This is a genomic window from Nocardia amamiensis NBRC 102102, assembly GCF_001612745.1.
GTDB lineage: Bacteria > Actinomycetota > Actinomycetes > Mycobacteriales > Mycobacteriaceae > Nocardia > Nocardia amamiensis.
The window spans coordinates 1-17,752 of sequence record NZ_BDBA01000114.1; the positions used below are offsets into that span (position 1 = coordinate 1).

Below are 17,752 nucleotides of genomic sequence, written 5' to 3' on the forward strand. Positions count from 1 at the left end.
CTTAGTCGGCAGTGGAGTTCCGGGCCATGTCGTCAACGGTGATATCGCGGCGCGCACGCACGCGATACCGGAGCGACCGAGCGAGTGGGACCCCGGAATGCTGTGGTGGGGTGCGCACACCGTGCTGGTGACCTACCCGACCGCACCTCGGCGCTCTGAAACCGTCAAGCATTTGGTGGTACCAGTGGACCACGGGCGGCTGGCATTCCCGGTCTCATCGCAGTCGGCCGAAGCGCGACGCCTGGCTCACGAGCAGCGAGTCATCGTGCAGGCCGGCGACTGGCGAGGCAGCCCCGCCCTGGGATCACGGCAGCATTACGGCACGGCCGAATCGGTGCGCACCGGCCCGCTGTTCGACAAGGTGCAGGCAGGCATCCGCACGAAATACGCGAAGCGAATCGGCCTGGCACGCCTGGCGCACAGGTTTGCCCTGGGTGCGGCGCCCTACGCCGACATCGCGGTGGTCGTCACCGTGCACGAGAACGGATTCTTCGATGGGGAGGTGTGAGAATCCACCGCTGCCTGCCGTCGGGTTCGCTACCCGTACGGCTCGATCCGGAGAACGTAGTCGAGGTCTCTGATTCGTTCGGCTACATCCAGCGAAGCGTTGACGACCAGCCGATTGGCGCCGCCGTCCTGGTCGACCTGGGCATCGGTGGTTTCCAGCCACTCGAAGAAGTCCCGCCGAACGGCCGTCGGAGTGGCGCCGCCGCCGGTGGCTTCCGGCTCCAGAACGATGAGATATCTGCGGTGTTGCGCCGACATGATGGCCCTCCTTCGGCCGTCCCGGATGCAGCGGCGAAAGCGGAGTGCCCGCCATCAGGACATGCCCCTGTGACGCCGGAATACCCGTCGAGGCGGACCACACGCGCGGCCTCAGCGGTGATTCCGCAGATCAGGTTCGAGCAGCGCGGCTGCCCGTTGGTCTCGGCGGGCCGCGCCGCCGTCAGCGGTAGTCGTCCACGTGGTCGACGGCCCACTGCGCGAACGTGCGGGCGGGGGCGCCGGTCACCGATTCGGCGGTAGGGCCGACCGGGCTCGGTCCGGTTCCGGCGGCGGCCCAGAGATCCAGCACCGGGCGGTAGTAGAAGTCGGCTGCCTGCTCGTAGCTCAGCTCGACGAGGTCGACGGGCTCGCCGAGGGCGGCGGCGATGGCGTCGACCTGCTGGCGATGCGAGAGGGACTCGGGTCCGGTGAGCGGGTAGATCTGACCCGCGTGACCGGGGACGTCGAGTGCGGTGATGGCCGCGGCGGCAATATCCGCTTCGTGGATCGGAGTCAGTTGCAGACCTGGGAAAGGCACCCGGACGACACGCTCGGATTCGATGCTGGAAAACCAGGTGCGCGCGTTGGCCGCGAAAGCGCCGGGCCGCAGGATGGTCAGCGGCAGACCCGACTCGCGCAGCGGGTTCTCCACCGCGAGATGCATTGCGCCGATCGGGTTCTGGTCACTGACCGCCGCGAGGGAGGACAGCAGCACGATGTGTGCGACACCGGCCGACTTCGCGGCGTCGATGAAGGTGTCCAGGCCTTCGCGCGCGGCGTAGTAGAAGACCTTGTCCACCCCGTCGAGCGCGGCGGCGACCGATCGCGGATCGGCCGGGTCGAGTCCGACCAGTTCGATACCGTCAGGGGCGCTCGCGCGGTCGGGTTGAGAACTGGCCGCCCTGACCGGCTTCCCGGCTGCGAGCAGCTGATCGACGACCGTGCGACCGACAATGCCGCGGACACCGGTGACCAGGTAGGTCATGACGTTTCTCCTTCGGAACGGGAATTGCTGAGATGGGCGAGAAGGCAGCGCAACTGTTCGCCGTAATGCCGCTCGAACTCCGCCGATTGCGCATCCATGCCGAACAACTCGCGAACCTGAGCGGACAGCAGCACCGGTACGACGACCATCCCGAGCAAAGCGAGGCGAAGGGCGGCCGGGTCGAGATCGGCGGCGATCTCGCCGCGCTCTTGGCGGCGCCTGGTGTCGGCGATGTCGTCCGCGGTCAGCGGCTGGTCGATGGATGGGGTGGCATCGGACAATGCCCGCCACATGAGCAAGCGAACGCCGCGCGGGTCGTGCAGCGCGTCGCGCAGATATTTGGTGACCACCTCCGCCAGCGGCAGCGCGGGGTCGCTGATGGTGGACTCCCGCTCCAGCCACCGCTGCCGCATCGCCTGGTAAAGACCTTCTTTGCCGCCGAAGTAGTAGGTGATCAGCTGTTTGTTGACGCCCGCTCGCTCGGCGATGTCGCCGACCCGAGCCCCCGCGTAGCCGCGTGCGGCGAACTCCTCCAAGGCGGCCTCCAGCAGGCAGCGCTTGGTGCGTTCGGCATCGCGGACGCGATTGTCGGGATCCGGAGTGCGGTGAGCGGGCACCAGCACAGGGTAAGCCATAATTTTACAAATGGATAATTAATTTAGCTGCACGGATGACTGCTACGGATTCGCCGCGTCCGCGAATTTTTTGGACAGTGCGCCCTGGTCAGCCACAGAGTCCATCGCTGGAGAGTTGCTACAGGGGCGGTTCACGCCGATACAGCCTTGTCTACGCCACCGCATCGGCGGATGATCGGAGAAGAGTCACCACTGGCTCGGGTCGGGGAAAATCGCTCAGCCAAGGAACGTCATCATGTTTACCAAAGCCGCTCAGGCGATTGCCGCAACCGCCATCACACTGTTCGTCGGCGCCCTGTTCGCTCCGGCAGCATCGGCCGCTCCGGCCTCACCCGCACCGACCACCGACGCGTTGGGTCCGGTGGTGGTATGCCTCACCGTCCCGGCGGGGTCGGTCGCTCTCAGCTTCTGCATCTGACGTTGCGATCCGGCGGAAGGTAGCGCGGCATCGGACATTCCGGTTGTCGCGCGATAGGTGGCCACGTCGAGCCCGCTCAGCCGTGTGCTGAGCGGCGTATACCGCTATGCGCGGGGCCTCCCCCACGACCCGCGACGGCATTGCCTACTGCCGCGACGAAATCCCCCGGCGCTCGGCGAGATCGGCGAGCCGGACGACGGATGCCAGCAGTTTGTCGGAGGTGGTCGCGCGGGCGCGGACCTGACGCTTCTCGTCGGTCAGCGAAGTCCAGTCGTAGGTGTGGGTGACCAGAGTCCGCGCATCGTCCACCGGTTCCAGTTCCCAGCGCCACAGATGGCCGGGCGGTTCCTTGCCCGGTTCGGACGGACGCCAAGCAATGCGGCGGCCCTCTGCGAACTCCACCACGTGGTTGTCGCGCACGGCCCCGTTGGTCAGGGTCGTGCTGAACACGTCCCCTGCCGCCCGCACCCGCTGGCCCGGCGCGGCCTCCGAAAGGTTGTCGTTGCCGTCCCAGCGTGGCTGCTGGGAAGGATCGGCGATGAGCTGGAAGATTTCGACCGCACCCGCGGCGATTTCACGGCTGGCGCTGACAATGCGAGGAACTTCGGTCTCGTCGGTCACATGCCGATCGAAACATCGAGGCCGACGACCGAGCAAGCCTGCCCCGCTGATCACTGCCACGGCCTGCCCGGTGCGGTATGACTGAATCCGACATCCGATCGACGAAGGGATGCGCTCATGAGCGAGCGAGTTGCAGTAGTGTCCGGCGCCGCGCGCGGAATCGGCGCGGCGATCGCCACGCGATTGGCGGCGGACGGGCTTCGAGTCGGCGTGCTGGATTTGGATGCGGCCGCCTGCGCCGACACCGTCCGGGCGATCACCGAGGCGGGCGGGCAGGCCGTCGCTCTGGGCGCCGACGTGTCGGACGAGGAGTCGGTCTCCGCCGCGGTCGGGCAGCTGGAGACCGAGCTCGGCGCGCCGACCGTCGTGGTCAACAACGCCGGCATCCTGCGCGACAACTTGCTGTTCAAGATGAGCGTCGACGATTGGGACGCGGTGCTGAACGTGCACCTGCGCGGCGCCTTCCTGCTCACCCGCGCGGTGCAGAAATACATGGTCGAACAGAAGTGGGGGCGCATCGTCAACATGTCGAGCACGTCGGCGCTCGGCAACCGCGGCCAAGTCAACTACTCGGCGGCCAAGGCCGGTCTCCAGGGCTTCACCAAGACTTTGGCGTTCGAGCTGGGCAAGTTCGGCGTCACCGCGAATGCCATCGCGCCCGGATTCATCGTCACGGACATGACCGCGGCCACCGCCGCCCGCGTCGGCGTCTCCTTCGAGGACTTCCAGAAGGCCGCCGCCGCGCAGATCCCGGTGCAGCGCGTCGGCCGTCCCGATGACATCGCGCACACCGCGTCGTTCCTGGTGAGCGAGGGCGCGGGTTTCGTTTCCGGACAGGTGATCTATGTGGCGGGCGGTCCCACCGACTGACCGCGCGGTCCCCCTCGGCGCCCGTCCCCGTGCGGTGCCGGACGGGGACGGTAGCGTCGCAGGACATGAGACGGCGTGGGGCTCGTTGTGCCGTGACGAGTTATGTGCTGCTGCTGCCGAGCCTGATCGGAGTCGGGGCGTTTCTGTTGTTGCCCATCCTGGTGGTGGCCTGGCTCAGCGTGCACAGCTGGAACCTGTTGGGGCCCATGGAGTTCGTGGGACTGCGGAATTGGCGCTCGGTGCTGCGGGATCCGGCCTTCGGCCATGCCCTGCTGGTGACGTCGGCGTTGACGGCGATCGTCGTGCCGGTGCAGACCGTGCTGGGATTCGCGGTCGCGGCCCTGCTGGCCCGGCGCGGTGTGCACGGTCTACGGGTGCTGTACGCGCTGCCGTGGATGTGCTGCGATCTGTCGGCTCTCGGACGCTCCGGCGGCAGGTCGCTGCAAGCTTTCCGCTACTCTGCGCCGCGGGCTCGTTCCGGGCTGCGCACAAGCCCTTTTCGGTCATAGAAGGCAGTTACCGCCGCACCGGAACACAGGCCGATGATCAGGCCGAGCAATGTCATCCAGACTCCGCGTTCCAGGCCCGCCGCGCCGCTGGCTTCGAAGTACAGGATGGCGCGAATGCCCAGAAAGACCTGGTGCATCGGCTCGAATGTCGACAGCCAGCCGAAGTAGGCGGGCGTCGCTTCGATCGGCACCGTGCCGCCGGCCGAGGGAAGGCCGAGAACGATGAACAGGATGAGGTTCACCAGCATTCCGGCCGCACCGAAGGCGGCGAGTATCGACAACGCGGTCACACCGACCGCGAGGATGGCGAAGGTGCTGTAGAGGAACAACAGCAGAGCTTTGTCGATTGGCATGTCCAAAGCCGTTCCGACCGCGAGGAATACCGCGGAAAGGATCGGTGCGGCGACGGCGAGAATGCCCCATTTCATCAGCAATGTGCGCACCCGCGAGATCGGGGTGGGGGGATAGTGCACGTACCAGGGCCCGTATTCGGTCGGGGTGAATCCGAGGGACGCATCCACCATGGTGTGGATGATCATCGCGCCGGTGAATCCGGCCAGCAGTATCAGCAGCGTGTAGAAGAAGGCCGACAGGCCGCCGCCGGTGCCTTCGGGCAGTGGCCGATACGGCGCTACGACCACGTCGATCGGTTCGGCGAGCAGCAATTGGCTGGCTCCGGCCAGTTGCGGCGGGCTTTCCCCGGAGGAGCGCAGCCGGGCGTCGACGGTGTCGGTGAGCTGCTTGCCGACGGTGGCGTTGACTTTCTCCAGCGCTTGTTCGGCGATGCGAAGCGTGATCTGGGTGGCGTACGTGCCGGTACGCGGATTGGTTTGAATGGTGATGACCGGCTGATCGACCTTGCCGGACACCACACCCGCGGCGCCGAGGATGGCGAGCCGTTTGGTGAAATCGCTGGGAATGACGATCGCGCCGTAGATCTTGCCATCACGCAGCAACCGTTGCAGTTCGGTGATACCGACGACGCGCAGGTCGACCTTGTCGGCCGGGATGTTCGCCGTCATCGCCTCGGTGATCTGATTGCCGACGTTGGCCGGTTTCCCGTCGAGTGTGTCGCCTTCGTCCTGATTCACCAGAGCGAGCGGCAGGTCGTGCAGATTCTTCTCCGGGTTGACGACGTAGCCGAGGTACATCGTGGACAGCAACGCCATGAGCAGGGTGAGCACCACGACGGGTTGGATCCACGTGCGTGCACGCGTCGGTTTCGCTGCCATGGGACCGTTCCTTTCACGGCGTACTAGCGGTGGCGTGTTCGGTTGTCGGGATCGGCGTGCTTGTTCGCGTGAGGCCGGTTCGGCGAACGCAGAGCTATCTTTACCCAGTGGTGCGGCCGCCGACCGGACGTGGATTCGGAGTTTCGCCGGTGCGGCTGCCGCGACGGGTGCAGGAAGGACACGCCCGGGTCGGACACCGACAACGCCTGGGCCTGAATCCCGTAATAGTCCATGAACGCCAGCGCTTGCTCCGGCGACCAGTCCGGTGTCGGGTATCCGCCGACGGTGACGTGGCCGTGGTCGAGCAGGGCCGCGCGGTAGTCCGGCGGCAGGAAATGCGCGTGCACGTCGATCCGGTAGGTGCCCGACGGCGCGGGCTGCTGGGTTCGGGCTGGAGCGGCCTGGGCGATCGGCATCGTCCGCACTGCCGCGGCGACACCGAGCGTTCCCGCGGCGGCGCCGCCCAGCACGCGGCGGCGGTTCATCTGTACGCGGGCGGTCCAGCGGGATTCGGGCACGGACGTCCTCACTTTCCGGATCGAGAAGCACAAGGGAGTGGTGGAATCAGCTGACGGCTGGCCGGGCCGCACCGGCCGTCGTTGGCGTGCTGCGGGGTGTAGCGCACGACACACCAGGCGTACCGAAGTCGCGATCGAATCTGATGGTTTCCTCAGATACGATTCCGGTAACGGTATCGCAGGATCGGAGGACCGATGACAGAACCCGCGGTGCGCAACCGCATCGACCGGCGCCGGGAACGCACCCGCAACGCGCTGCTGGGCGCGGCGCGGAAGTTCTTGTCCGAGGGTCGTTCCGCGGTGAGCATCCAGGAGATCACCGATGCCGCCGACGTCGGGTTCGGCACCTTCTACAACCACTTCCAGTCGAAAGAGCAGTTGTTCGACGAGGCGATACGGTCGGTGCTGCTGGTCTACAGCGAGATGCGCGACGACATCGTGGCGTTGTACGACGACCCGGCCGAGGTGTTCGCGGTGAGTTTCCGCATGACCGGCCGGTTGCAACGGCAGGTGCCGGAGATGGTCCGGGTGCTGCTGAATTCCGGCATGTCGGTGCTGCTGCGTGACGAGGGGCTGGCGCCGCGCGCCCGTCGTGACATCATCGCCGCGCAGGAGGCGGGCCGATTCGAGCCGATGGATCCCGACATGGCGGTCATGGCCGCGGGCGGGTCGCTGCTGGGCCTGTTGCAGATGCTGGATGCCCGGCCGGACGCCGACGCCGGAGCGCTGTCGGACGAGATGACGTTTCATGTCCTGCGGATGTTCGGCATGACCAAACGGGCGGCGCAGAAGCTCACCTCGACGCCGCTTCCGCCACAGCCACAGCTGTAGGCCTGCCGCCGAGTTGGGCGGCGGGCCAGGCCTCCCGTCGCGGTTCACCTGGACCCGGCGAACTGCGCCAGCACCCGGCCATCGCCGCGCACCCACTGCACGGTGCAGTCGATGTTCATGTCGGCGGCGAGTTCCTCTGCCGCACCCGCGGTTTGGAAGACGCGCATGCATTCGTCGTCGGTGTAGACCGCACGCGCCAGCCCGTAATGCTCCGGCTCGCGTTCCAGCACCAGCGCGCTCACCCCGCGCCGGCCGAGCAGATTGGCCAGGGTCAGGCCGGTCGGGCCGAGGCCGACGATCACGACGTCGAAATCCGTGGTTGTCATCGCGACAGTCCTCCCGCCAGTTCGGGAACGGTCGTCTCCGGCGTCCGCACGGTCCGCAGCGCTTGGCGGAACTGCGCGAACTTGTCCAGTACCGTCTCCCCGACCGTGGTGTGCCCCCAGATGCTGATGCCTTGATACGTCGTCGGTTCCCAGGTGGATTCCAGTTCGGGACCGATCACCACCGGATTCCAGCCCACCTCCAGCTCGAAACCGGACGGCGTCACGCAGTAGAACGACAGCTCGCGATCATTGGTGTGCTGGCCGACCGACCACGCCATGCGGAAACCGAGAGCGGTCACCCGGCCGTAGGCGGCCAGCATGTCGTCCAGGGTGGCGGACTGAATGTTGATGTGCTGCACCCGAGTGCGAATCGGATCGATCTTGACGCCCCGGATATCGGCGATCGCGATCGAGTGATGGCGTTCATTGACGCGCAGGAATCGGATCTTCATCTTCAGCCCGGAGACGTTCTCGTCGATGTAGTCCGTCAGACGCGAGTCGAAGACCGTGTGGTAGTAGCCGCGCATCGCTTCCGGCTCGCGCGACACGATCGCCACATGTCCCATGCCCGCCGCACCGGTGATCCAGCCGGAGCTGAGCATCCGCAACGGCTCCGGTGTGGTCACCGGCGCGGTGAAGATCTCCTGCGCGATGCCCTTGGGCCCCGGGAACCGCCACAATCGCTGCACACCGCGCAGCGCCGCCTCCTCCGGTGTGCACTCGATGATCGGCACGCCGCGATCGGCCACACGGGCGATGATGCGGTCGAAGCTCTCGTGATCGTCGACCTGCCAGCCCAACGCGGTGACATCCTCCGCAGGGCCGCGTCGGATGAGGAATCGGCAGGCGTGGTCGTCGAGGCGGAAGCGCAGGACATCCGCGCGGAGCTCGTCCACGTGCAGCCCGATGGCGTCCGCGCCGAACCGCCGCCAGTCGTTCAGCCGCTGCGACTCCACCGCGATGTAGCCGAGGTGGACCGCGCCGAAGACGGAATCGTCGGTGTTGGGCCGCAGGAAGCCGTTCACGAGCTCGCCTGGAGGAACTCGGTGGCCAGCGTGTTGAACAGGTCCGCCCGCTCCCACTGCACCCAGTGGCCGGTATTGGCCGACAGGTACAGGTCGCAGTTGGGCATCGCGTCGGCGAGCATGCGACCGCCCTCGGGACGGTTGACCTTGTCCGCGGCACCCCAGATCACCAGCGTGGGATGGGTGACCTCGCGCAGGCGCGCGTCGCGGGTGAAATCCATCCGCCACAGGGTGCGCAGCGCCAGCGGTCCGGACGGGCGGCGCAGCGGCGGATTCGCGATCACCTCCGGATCGATGCTGGCCCGGTAGCGTTGCTCGATCACCTCGTCGGGCACCGCTGACCCGTCGTACACCAGGTATTCGCGGATGAACCGGATGATCTTCTCCCGGCTCGGTCCGCTGCCCGGGTAATAGTTCAGCAGCTCCTGCAGGCCCTTGGTCGGGAGCGCGCGTGTTGTGCCGACACCACCCGGACCCATCAGGATCATCCGGCCCACCTTCGCCGGCCGCTCCATCGCCAGCCGCAGCGCCGCCGCACCACCGTAGGAGTTGCCGACCATATGCGCCGAGGCGATGCCGAGTTCGTCCAGCAGACCTGCGACCGCCCGCGCGAGGTAGCCGAACGGATCGGACTGATCGACCCACTTCGCCGACCGCCCGTAGCCGGGCATGTCCGGCACGATCACCCGGAAATGCCTCGCCAGCGCGTCGATATTGCGGGAGTAGTTGGACAGCCCGGTCGCCCCGGGCCCGCCACCGTGCAGCAGCACCACCGCGGGACCGGCCCCGGCCTCGCTGAAGAAAATCTCGCGCCCGCCGACCCGGACCGTCCGCCCGGTGCCCACACCCTTGTCGATGCTCGTCACAGCTACCTCCACGTCCATTACTGATGAAATCATCAGGTACGAGGAAAGCATCTGTCAAGCAGAAAATGATGAAATTGTCAGGACCGTGGCTGTCGTCATCTCAAGGGTGGCACGACGGGACGAAATGGGACATCAGCCGCCCGAGCAGCCTGTTCGAGCGCAGCTGTCCGATGGCTACGGCCCTATTCCCAGAGCCCGGCGCACGGCAGCTGCGGCAGATGCTCGTCCACGTCGTCGTCGACGGTGACGACCAGGTCGAGGTGCGGGCAGGTACGCCGCAGCGCCTCCGAGACGCTCCTGGCATGGTCATCCGAGGCGCGAAATGCCAATTTCAGGGCGCCCGATTCGATCGTGATGCGCCGGATCCGCCCCGCCGGCATGCCGGTCCACACAGAATCCGGTGTCACCGTGGCTGCGGCGGGACTTCTGCTACCGCGGTCATCCTGGTGCCTCCTGACATCGCGCTCTTCGCATGTGGTGTGGACTCCACCAACGCTAGGGACGCGACGCGGCTGCGCAGTGTTCAGGAAATGGACAGTCCGCCGTCGGTGATCCGCAATGCCTTGAGCCTGGCATACAACGTGGTGCGGCTGATGCCGAGATCTCGCGCCGCCTTGAGCTTGTTCCCGTCGTGGCGGCGCATGGCTTCGATGATGGCCTCGAGTTCGGCACGCTCCCGGCCGGACAGATGCCGCACGCGGGAAGCCACGCGATAGGGCCTCGGCAGATCGCCGACGGTCACGTCGCCTGCGCGCCGATGCCGCACCACGTGCGCCAGCACGGCCTTGAGCTCATGCAGATTCCCCGGCCATGGCTGGGCTGCCAGGACTTCGATCACGCTCGGCAACAGTCGTATGTGGGCAGCGGGATCCAATTCCCGTACAAGGCGTTCCGCGATCGCCGCGAGTTCGGGTCCCCGGTGGCACAGCGGGGACAACTCCACCCGCTGCAGGCACACCGCGGCCAACGCGGCATGCGCACCGCGCAGCTCGGACAGCGGTGGCGAGGTGAGGATCAGCCGCGGGCCACGGCCGGCGGAAACAGCCTCGGTGAGGATGTCGGCCAGCGATTCCGGCAGGAGGTCGATATTGTCCACGCACAGCGTGCCGATGGGTTGGTCCAGCCGCTCACGCAGCCGCTTCCCCCACGTTCGCTCGCCCTCGACGGCGACGTCGGCGCCGCTGCGGAACTCCACCGTGTCCTCTCGGGCGAGTCTGCGCGCCTCGGTACTGCGCCCGGTGCCGCGGGCGCCGGCGACCAGGATGGGCCCGGTGCGAGTCGTGGCCTCGACATCCCGCCGCGGGGCCAGGCGCATGGGGCGGGCGCCGGGTGAGTCGATCGGTTCGAAATGGAACAGGGTGCCGCCGCCGGCCCCGGCAATCTGTGCCAGGTGAGCACGGACGGCGACGCCGGAGGCGAGGGTCAGGTCGGTGGCGTGGGCGCCGCGTTCGAGATCGTCGGTCAGCATCCGCAGCACGGCGTAATCGGCCGGACTGAGCAGATCAAGAGCCGACTTGTTGGTCAGCACGATGTCGTCGCCGACGGCGGCGACCGCGCGACGCTGCCGGGAGACCGACTGGAAGGCGGCGAGCAGGGCGCGCTCCGATGCCTTCGACTGGTCGAGCAACCGCTGCTCGATGTCCTCCGCGGCCCGCATCAGGAACGGAGCCAGCAGCGGGTTCACCGCCGACGATGAGCCGGTGATGTCGAGGACGCCCTCCACCCGCCGCGTCACCGGGTGCCGGATGGGGTGGCCGTAGCAGGTGAACGCCTTGAAGGGTTCGATGTAGTGCTCGGCGCCATGAACGATGATCCCCTGCCGGGTTTCGATCGCCGTGCCCAGCGCATTGGTTCCGATCGTCTCTTCGGCCAGGCTGACTCCATCCCGGACGCCGAGCTTGACCAGCGCGGATTCGAACTGCGGGTCGTCGAACCAGCTGTACACCAAACGGCAGTCACGGTCGGCGAGCAACAAGCTGAACGCGGTGCCGGTGAGGGTCTCGGCCATGCGATCCAGCACCACCGCGGCGGCTTCGACGAGACGGCTGCTTGGATCGAATTCAGCCACGGGAAGATCGGCGAAACCGTCGAACTCGGGCGCTACGCCGCAGAGCTTCGAACGCTTCCACGACAGCTCGATTTCCGGTCGCGTCACCAACGCTCCGGTTCCGGGGTCGTGAATCGAGGACACCTCACTCCTCACGTGCTGCCTCGCGGCTGTCACAGACTCCGACACGAGATCGGATCCATGGCCGCCGCGCGTGGCCTTGCCATGTGCGAAATCCAGAGTACTCATCATGAGTGTTTCACATCACATCAGATACTGGTCGGCTATCACAGCACCTGTCACGGCCGCCACCGCGCCGACGCGAATCGCGAGGTCAGAGGGTTTAGGTTCCTCCTTCGTTACCTGCCCGCCCATGGTGGGTCACGCCAGCCGTTCGCCTGTGACCTCGCCGCAACATTGTCCAGAAACTGAACAGCACCCGGGCCGCGCAGCGTCATAACTTTGTTACCAGGCGATCGGACCGGCAATGGCGCCGAGTTTCCCGGCAATGGCGCCGGGAGCGTCAGGAGAGTGACAGCCGGTCACCGAGGACTTGCCGTACACGGCGGTCGCTCTCCTGACGTCCCGAACGCCCGACGATGTCCGCAAGACCCAGGAGCACGGATCGCGACCAGCTGTGTCGCGTAACCATCGCACCTGAAGCGCCGGATCCGCCGGTCGTGCACGACGCGACCGATAGCCGGTCCGGGCAGTTCACCGGAAAGAGAAGTGGTCCAGTTGCCGTATGCCAGAATGACCTCTCGCGCCACCGACAGCGGCCGGCTTCCGAACAGACACTGGATACCGGCAGCCGATACGAATCCGTTCACGCTCGACGATCTCCGCGTCGCTGCTCGTGTCCTGGGGTTTCCCGACGTGCGCTCCCTCGTCGGCAGCCTCCTCGAGCTCAGCGCGCCCGAGGGCGGACCGCAATAGCGCACTCGTCGCACGATCAGACGCCGAGGGCCGCCGCGATGGGCTCGCCTGGCGCGGCACCGGGGGGAATGGCGAAGATGGCGCTGCCGGTGTGCTGGATCAGGCCGTTGAGCCGGTCGGTGGCGGCCAGGGCGCGCTGGGCTCGGATGAATTGGTTCGGCGGGTTGTTCATGTAGGCGGCGAACAGCAGGCCCGCGTCGAGTTGGTTGTGTCCGCCGTGGGTGTGGTTCGGGTCGGTGCCCGCCGGGTGCTCGTGCGGCGGTGCGGATTCCGAGGCGCCGGCGAGTAGGACGCCGTAGTCGTAGTTGTAGCCGCGGCGCAGCATCGGGATGCCGTGGACGAGTCGCACGTGGGCGTCGGCGGGAATTTCGAGATCACCGTCCGCAGACCGGGCATCCAAGTCGATCGGGTCGAATTCGGTGCGCCCGCCGAGCGGGGCGCCGTCATCGCGGCGGCGGCCGATGATGCGGTTCTGCTCGGCGATCGGCAGCTGGTCCCATTCGGCGGTCTTCATCCGGATCTTGCGGAATACCAGGTAGGTTCCGCCGTGGAACCAATCCGGCTCGCCGGGAGATGCGACCCATACTGCGCGATCGAACTCCGGCGTTCCGGCGCGAGGGTTGGCCGTACCGTCCTTGTGCCCGAACATATTTCGTGGCGTTCCGGCACCCGGTCGGCTGAGGAAGCCCTGCTGTGTCCACCGCATGCGTGCGAGACCTGGCATGCGTGCCCGGAAGGCGCGAAAGGTGTGGCTGACGATCTGCGGATCGTCGGCGCAGATCTGGACCAGCACATCGCCGCCGCTCCACGCGGGCTGGAGAGCGTCTCCGGCGAATTCGGGCAGTGCATGCAGGTGTTCCGGTCGACGGTCCGCCAAGCCGAACCGGCCGTCGAAGATGCTCGGGCCCAGACCGAACGTCACCGTCAGCCGGGCCGGATCGAGGCCGGTGGCGAAGTCGGTGTGCGCACTGAATCCCGGTGGTGTGCCAGGCTTTTCGGGAGCCGGGTCACCAGCCGCGAGCGCGGCCGCCGTGGCCGTCCATCCGGCGAGCAGATCCCGCAGCGCCGCGCGATCCGGCCGCGCGATATCGCAGGCCAAGAACAGCGCATGCGACTGCGCCGGAGTCGCGATGCCCGCTTGCCTGGCCCCATGAAATGCCTCGACATGGGACCCGGCGGGCTCCGCGCCGATCATCCGGCCAGTCGCGACACCGGCCGTCGCCGCACCGGCGGCGGCGAGCGCCGAACCGAAAAGGCCGCGCCGCGACACCCGCCACGACGGATCATCCTTACTACTCTTGGTAGTAGATTCGCTCATACGCGCCGAGCGTACTCGAGCCGCATGTGATCTTCAACCAGATTGAAGGTTGCCCGGCCTACCCGGATCGGCTGGCCGAGGCCGTGCGAGAGACTGAAGTGGTGACCACCGACAACGGCCGCCCCGGCTTCCCAGCGACCAGCGCATCGATCGTCGTGCTGATGCTGGCGCGGCGCGTGGAGGCCGAACTCGCGGCCGCGCTCGCGCCGCTGGATCTCACCGTCGCCAGGCTCGGTCTCCTCGGTCATATCGGCAGCGTGCCCGGGGTGTCGTTCAGCGATCTGGCACGGATGTCCGGCATCAGCGTGCAGGGCGTCCACACCGCGGTGAAGGCCCTCATCGGCGCCGGGCTCGTCCGGGATCGCACGGCGCGCGCGGGGTCCGCGTCGACCATCGAGCTCACCGCCAAGGGTGCCCGCCTGCTCGGGGACGCGCAGCAGGTGGTCTCCGATGTCGACGAGCGCCTGTTCGGAGCGCAGGGGGATCCGATCCAGCGGACAATAGGCGCCGCAATTGCGCTCGCATTCGCGCAGAATCGGATACCCGGGCGGTAATTCGCCGATGCGCCGTCGACTCGGCTTCAGAGAAATCACTTGTCATACGACGCGACACCGACCGGTCCGATGCCAACGCATAGATCGAGACCTGGTGTGGCAGAAGCGATCCGGAGCGATGTGCCGCCGCCGACTATCCGGACGAATACCGTATTCGGCCCCTCCCGGACCGGGGCCGCAACGGCTTTCCCGTGCTCGAAGCCGACAGTTATCCGGCCGTCCTGGTTGGCGAAGTAGTTGAGCTGCGCGGTCCACTCGTGCTCGAACATAGGCCCGTCCAGGTGCAGATGGACCGGCGCGGCGTTGGTGATCCGGTACCCGCAGCCCGGCTGCGGACCGGGAAGGATGATTCGATTCCACCAAACCACTGCTTCGACGATCTCTCCGGTGTCGGTGATCATCCGCAGATGCGGCGTCGAGTCGGCGAAAGCGCCGGGAGCGGCGACGGGCGAGAGCACCTGACTGGTCAGGTTCTGGGGATAGGCCAGGGGATTCAGCACATGCCACGGCACTTCCTGCTCGAGCAGTGGTGCACCGTCCCACCCGGCCAGCGCTGATTTCACGTTCGTCACATACGTTCTGGTCGGGCCGACCCGCCACGATCGCACGAAGGTATAGGTGGACCACAGACTGCTCACGAGAAAGACCACCAGCGCGGCGACCACGACACGGCGCCCCGGGAACGACACCGATCCGCGTGACGGTTTCGGCCGGGCACGCGCCAGCAGCGCACCCGCGGCAGCCAGCACCACCGCCAGGTCGGCGAAGTAGCGCAGGGACTGCATCAGTTCCGCCGCGGTATTCGGTCCGCTGCGCGCCAGCGCCACCGCTAGCTGGACGACCAGAATGTAGGCCACGATCGCCAGCCAGACCGGAACCACCCGCAGCCGGGCGCGGACCGACCAGACCATCAGCCCGGCCAACGCGAGCCACGCCGCCGGCACTGCCCAGTCCGGCGGATCCGCCCACGGTGTGGACGGTAACCACCGCTCCCAGACCCAAGGGCCGCCGAACAATGCCGGGACGATGCCGAGTGATGCCGCGCCCGGCAGCAGATCCCGCAGCTCGCGCAGGTCGTCGGGCACGACGGGGCCGCCGACCACCGCGAGATAACCGATCAGCCAGCAGGCCAGCACCGAGCCGGATCCGGCCCACAGTGCCGCACCGCGTCGCGCGACCACACGAATCGGGGACTCGCCACCATCGACATAGCGAGCCAGGGCCACTGCCGCGAACGCGACTATCGGCACGATCACCGACTTCTCGAAGAACAGCAGCGCCACCGCGAACACCACGGTCCCGGAAATGGCGTACCGGCGCCGACCGCTGCGGACCAGCAGCATCGCATCGCCGATCACCCAGGCGACGGCGAATTGCAGAGGCAGCGCGTTCAGGGCAGCCGACCACCACGCGAACGCAGGCAGCGTCAGCGGGCAGAACAGATAGAAGACCAGCGGGGGCAGGATCGTCCACCGCACGCCCACCAACACCAGCAGCATCCGCAGTACCGCCACGGATGCCGCGAGCTGGAGTACCAGCAGCACGGCCACCGGCCCGGCCCAGGCCAGCGGCGCCATCGCGGTCACCGCCCACGCGGTGGCGAAGGCCAAGGGCATGAAGTGCCCGTCATGGTTGTACAGCAGCAGATCCGCCGACCACAGCGGGAATCGGGCCGCTCGGCCGACCAGGATGAGATCGTCCCAATAGAAGTAGCCGCTGTCGGCTACCCACCAGCGGATCGCCAGCTGCGCCACGATGAGACATCCGGCCGCGACGACCACCGGCCGCGCATCCCGAATCCTGCGGGCGAAGCGGACCGTCGCCGACGATGGCGGCCGAGGGACGCGCACGGGCTCCGGCACGACGAGCGCGGCAGTGTCCATGTCATCCCACGGTAGCGCCGGTCGGCTCCGGAACCCATTCCACTCGCCCCGGTGTTTCCCCGGCTTACGCTTTCCAGACCGCAACCAGTCCTGGGACCTGTCAGCATCCTGGTTCTGCGGCAGCACGCGTATCGAGCACCCGCGGTCCCGAATGGCCGGGCAGCGTGCGCTGCGCGGGGACGCTGGTCAGCGGTTGACGCGGCGACGACGTACGCCCGTCCGCCGCACCGCTGGGACCGGACTCAGTGGCCGACGACGCCGCTCAGCTCGTTCGGCGTGCCGGGCAACGTGACGGTCGCTGTTTTCGCTCCGGTCGCCAGATCGATCCGATGCACCTGCTTGGTGGCGGGATCCGAGACGTACGCCGTGCCGCCGCGGACGAACAACGCAGGTCGCGGTTTCTGCCACTGCAGCGGTTCCTGCCAGGGGGCGGTGACCGGAATGGTGCGCACGACGGCGCCCGCGACCGGATCGATCACGTGGATACGGCCGTCCGTGCCGAGGACGAGGGCCTCATCGTGCGGGCCGCGGCCGAGCGAGCGGAAGGTGTAGCTGGTGCCGAGATCGACAAGGCGCAGCGTGCCCGTGACCGTGTCGATCAGCGAGATCTGCTGTGGCCGTTCGAGTTCGGCGTCTTTGTCGCGCTTGTAGTCGCCGAGCACGATGGGTGAGGTCGCGCTGCCCGCCTGGTTGCCGATCCGGCCGTATTCGGTGGGGCTGGTCACTTTGCCGATCACGCCGTTGCGGTAGACGAGCACACCGTTCTGGCAACCGATCACGACGGCCTCGCCCGCGGCGGTCGCCTCGCCGTGCACTCCGGGGCAGTCCTCGTTGCGCGCCTTCTCGGTGCGGTTCTTGTCGAGCACCGCGATGCCGGTCCGCTTTTCTTCGGTACCGAGCGTGACGACCAGTTCACCGTTGGCGAGTTCGATCGCGACGCCGTGGTGCGGGGCGGCGGCACGGTAGGTGGAGGTCTTCGGTGTGCCCTCGGCGAGATCGGCGGGGTCGAACACGACGACTTCACCGGTGCCGTCGCTGAACAGCACGGTTCGCCCGGCATGGCGCACCACATGGCCCGGCTCGGGACCGGGGAACCGTGCACCGGTGAATTCGGCAGCGGTAGCGTCGAAAACGCGGAAACCGTCTGTGGTGGAGACGATCAGATGGCGGTCGTCCCCTGCCGGGTTGAGCCGGTTGAAGCCGTCGAGGTCGACCGTGCCCGCGAGCTCCAGAGTGGTTCCGTCGAGGACGTAGATGCCGCTGTCATGGGTGAGCGCGATCGGATCGGCGATGTGTTTTCGCGGGGTGTTCTGGTCTGCCTGCGTGCCGGCGCCGCAACCGGCGACGGTGAGAACGGCGGCCATCAAGCCGGCCAAGCCCGCCGATTTCGTGGTTCGTGATCGTGGCTGCATG

General features: G+C 67.3%; 19 protein-coding genes and 1 pseudogene. 6 read left to right on the forward strand and 14 right to left on the reverse strand.

Annotated elements, in window-relative coordinates:
* The coding region (locus NA4_RS21085) for a hypothetical protein (protein WP_067472517.1) at nucleotides 1-508 on the forward strand (508 nt) is incomplete at its 5' end.
* A 29-nt stretch (nucleotides 509-537) separates the two neighbouring features.
* Here NA4_RS21085 and NA4_RS21090 read toward each other — a convergent pair.
* The 3 genes from NA4_RS21090 to NA4_RS21100 form a co-directional block, all read right to left on the reverse strand.
* Entirely contained in the window at nucleotides 538-765 is a 228-nt protein-coding gene (locus tag NA4_RS21090) for a hypothetical protein (protein WP_067472520.1), read from the reverse strand.
* Between the two features lie 181 nt (nucleotides 766-946).
* Entirely contained in the window at nucleotides 947-1,750 is an 804-nt protein-coding gene (locus tag NA4_RS21095) for an SDR family oxidoreductase (protein ID WP_067472523.1), read from the reverse strand.
* Nucleotides 1,747-2,367 carry a TetR/AcrR family transcriptional regulator gene (locus NA4_RS21100; RefSeq protein ID WP_084497301.1) on the reverse strand — a complete coding sequence of 207 codons (621 nt, stop codon included), beginning with the start codon at nucleotides 2,365-2,367 and terminating at the stop codon, nucleotides 1,747-1,749. Before NA4_RS21100 ends, NA4_RS21095 begins: the two co-directional genes overlap by 4 nt.
* A 253-nt stretch (nucleotides 2,368-2,620) precedes the next feature.
* On the opposite strand from NA4_RS21100, the gene NA4_RS21105 reads away from it, so the two are divergent.
* Nucleotides 2,621-2,803: a hypothetical protein gene (locus NA4_RS21105; protein ID WP_067472527.1), complete on the forward strand. Its 183-nt coding sequence runs from the start codon at nucleotides 2,621-2,623 to the stop codon at nucleotides 2,801-2,803.
* A 144-nt stretch (nucleotides 2,804-2,947) separates the two neighbouring features.
* On the opposite strand, the gene NA4_RS21110 is transcribed toward NA4_RS21105, so the two are convergent.
* On the reverse strand, nucleotides 2,948-3,424 hold the full coding sequence (locus tag NA4_RS21110; RefSeq protein ID WP_067472529.1) for an SRPBCC family protein: 477 nt from the start codon (nucleotides 3,422-3,424) through the stop codon (nucleotides 2,948-2,950).
* 117 nt (nucleotides 3,425-3,541) lie between these two features.
* Between NA4_RS21110 and fabG the strand changes: the two genes are divergently transcribed.
* Together fabG and NA4_RS21120 are read left to right on the forward strand one after the other, a co-directional pair.
* Complete coding sequence (gene fabG, locus NA4_RS21115; RefSeq protein ID WP_067472531.1) at nucleotides 3,542-4,294, forward strand: 3-oxoacyl-ACP reductase FabG; 753 nt, start codon at nucleotides 3,542-3,544, stop codon at nucleotides 4,292-4,294.
* 65 nt (nucleotides 4,295-4,359) lie between these two features.
* Nucleotides 4,360-4,707 (forward strand): annotated as a pseudogene (locus tag NA4_RS21120) (carbohydrate ABC transporter permease); the annotation flags it as partial.
* 41 nt (nucleotides 4,708-4,748) lie between these two features.
* On the opposite strand, the gene NA4_RS21125 reads toward NA4_RS21120, so the two are convergent.
* Nucleotides 4,749-6,035: a YhgE/Pip domain-containing protein gene (locus NA4_RS21125; RefSeq protein ID WP_067472533.1), complete on the reverse strand. Its 1,287-nt coding sequence runs from the start codon at nucleotides 6,033-6,035 to the stop codon at nucleotides 4,749-4,751.
* A gap of 23 nt (nucleotides 6,036-6,058) precedes the next feature.
* Nucleotides 6,059-6,553 (reverse strand): hypothetical protein, encoded by a 495-nt coding sequence (locus NA4_RS21130; RefSeq protein ID WP_067472538.1) that lies wholly within the window; start codon nucleotides 6,551-6,553, stop codon nucleotides 6,059-6,061.
* A 195-nt stretch (nucleotides 6,554-6,748) separates the two neighbouring features.
* Here NA4_RS21130 and NA4_RS21135 point away from each other — a divergent pair, with 195 nt between their 5' ends.
* Nucleotides 6,749-7,384, forward strand: a complete 636-nt coding sequence (locus NA4_RS21135; RefSeq protein ID WP_067472540.1) for a TetR/AcrR family transcriptional regulator — start codon at nucleotides 6,749-6,751, stop codon at nucleotides 7,382-7,384.
* Nucleotides 7,385-7,428: 44 nt separating this feature from the next.
* Here the strand turns inward: NA4_RS21135 and NA4_RS21140 are convergent, their stop codons facing one another.
* From NA4_RS21140 to NA4_RS21170, 6 genes are all read right to left on the reverse strand, one after another.
* Nucleotides 7,429-7,710 (reverse strand): FAD-dependent monooxygenase, encoded by a 282-nt coding sequence (locus NA4_RS21140; RefSeq protein WP_067472542.1) that lies wholly within the window; start codon nucleotides 7,708-7,710, stop codon nucleotides 7,429-7,431.
* Nucleotides 7,707-8,735 (reverse strand): VOC family protein, encoded by a 1,029-nt coding sequence (locus NA4_RS21145; RefSeq protein WP_245671516.1) that lies wholly within the window; start codon nucleotides 8,733-8,735, stop codon nucleotides 7,707-7,709. The genes NA4_RS21140 and NA4_RS21145 overlap by 4 nt, the downstream gene beginning before the upstream one ends.
* Nucleotides 8,732-9,592 (reverse strand): alpha/beta fold hydrolase, encoded by an 861-nt coding sequence (locus NA4_RS21150; RefSeq protein ID WP_444980041.1) that lies wholly within the window; start codon nucleotides 9,590-9,592, stop codon nucleotides 8,732-8,734. The genes NA4_RS21145 and NA4_RS21150 overlap by 4 nt, the downstream gene beginning before the upstream one ends.
* Nucleotides 9,593-9,783: 191 nt before the next feature.
* Complete coding sequence (locus NA4_RS21155; protein ID WP_157129186.1) at nucleotides 9,784-10,008, reverse strand: hypothetical protein; 225 nt, start codon at nucleotides 10,006-10,008, stop codon at nucleotides 9,784-9,786.
* Nucleotides 10,009-10,124: 116 nt separating this feature from the next.
* Complete coding sequence (locus NA4_RS21160) at nucleotides 10,125-11,792, reverse strand: sigma-54-dependent Fis family transcriptional regulator (protein ID WP_157129187.1); 1,668 nt, start codon at nucleotides 11,790-11,792, stop codon at nucleotides 10,125-10,127.
* Between the two features lie 808 nt (nucleotides 11,793-12,600).
* Nucleotides 12,601-13,902 (reverse strand): Dyp-type peroxidase, encoded by a 1,302-nt coding sequence (locus NA4_RS21170; RefSeq protein ID WP_067472554.1) that lies wholly within the window; start codon nucleotides 13,900-13,902, stop codon nucleotides 12,601-12,603.
* A gap of 101 nt (nucleotides 13,903-14,003) precedes the next feature.
* On the opposite strand from NA4_RS21170, the gene NA4_RS21175 reads away from it, so the two are divergent.
* Nucleotides 14,004-14,456, forward strand: a complete 453-nt coding sequence (locus tag NA4_RS21175) for a MarR family winged helix-turn-helix transcriptional regulator (RefSeq protein WP_067472609.1) — start codon at nucleotides 14,004-14,006, stop codon at nucleotides 14,454-14,456.
* Nucleotides 14,457-14,491: 35 nt separating this feature from the next.
* Here NA4_RS21175 and NA4_RS21180 read toward each other — a convergent pair whose 3' ends face one another.
* Entirely contained in the window at nucleotides 14,492-16,339 is a 1,848-nt protein-coding gene (locus NA4_RS21180) for a hypothetical protein (protein WP_245671518.1), read from the reverse strand.
* A gap of 242 nt (nucleotides 16,340-16,581) precedes the next feature.
* Nucleotides 16,582-17,751, reverse strand: coding sequence for a zinc metallochaperone AztD (gene aztD, locus NA4_RS21185; protein ID WP_067472557.1), 1,170 nt, complete (start codon nucleotides 17,749-17,751; stop codon nucleotides 16,582-16,584).
* Nucleotide 17,752: the final 1 nt, after the last annotated feature.

Coding starts and splice junctions, on each gene's coding strand:
- NA4_RS21180 (WP_245671518.1), bottom strand. CDS start 16,339: ATGGACACTGCCGCGCTCGTCGTGCCGGAGCCCGTGCGCGTCCCTCGG.
- NA4_RS21135 (WP_067472540.1), top strand. CDS start 6,749: ATGACAGAACCCGCGGTGCGCAACCGCATCGACCGGCGCCGGGAACGC.
- NA4_RS21105 (WP_067472527.1), top strand. CDS start 2,621: ATGTTTACCAAAGCCGCTCAGGCGATTGCCGCAACCGCCATCACACTG.
- NA4_RS21090 (WP_067472520.1), bottom strand. CDS start 765: ATGTCGGCGCAACACCGCAGATATCTCATCGTTCTGGAGCCGGAAGCC.
- NA4_RS21170 (WP_067472554.1), bottom strand. CDS start 13,902: ATGAGCGAATCTACTACCAAGAGTAGTAAGGATGATCCGTCGTGGCGG.
- NA4_RS21140 (WP_067472542.1), bottom strand. CDS start 7,710: ATGACAACCACGGATTTCGACGTCGTGATCGTCGGCCTCGGCCCGACC.
- fabG (WP_067472531.1), top strand. CDS start 3,542: ATGAGCGAGCGAGTTGCAGTAGTGTCCGGCGCCGCGCGCGGAATCGGC.
- aztD (WP_067472557.1), bottom strand. CDS start 17,751: ATGCAGCCACGATCACGAACCACGAAATCGGCGGGCTTGGCCGGCTTG.
- NA4_RS21125 (WP_067472533.1), bottom strand. CDS start 6,035: ATGGCAGCGAAACCGACGCGTGCACGCACGTGGATCCAACCCGTCGTG.
- NA4_RS21095 (WP_067472523.1), bottom strand. CDS start 1,750: ATGACCTACCTGGTCACCGGTGTCCGCGGCATTGTCGGTCGCACGGTC.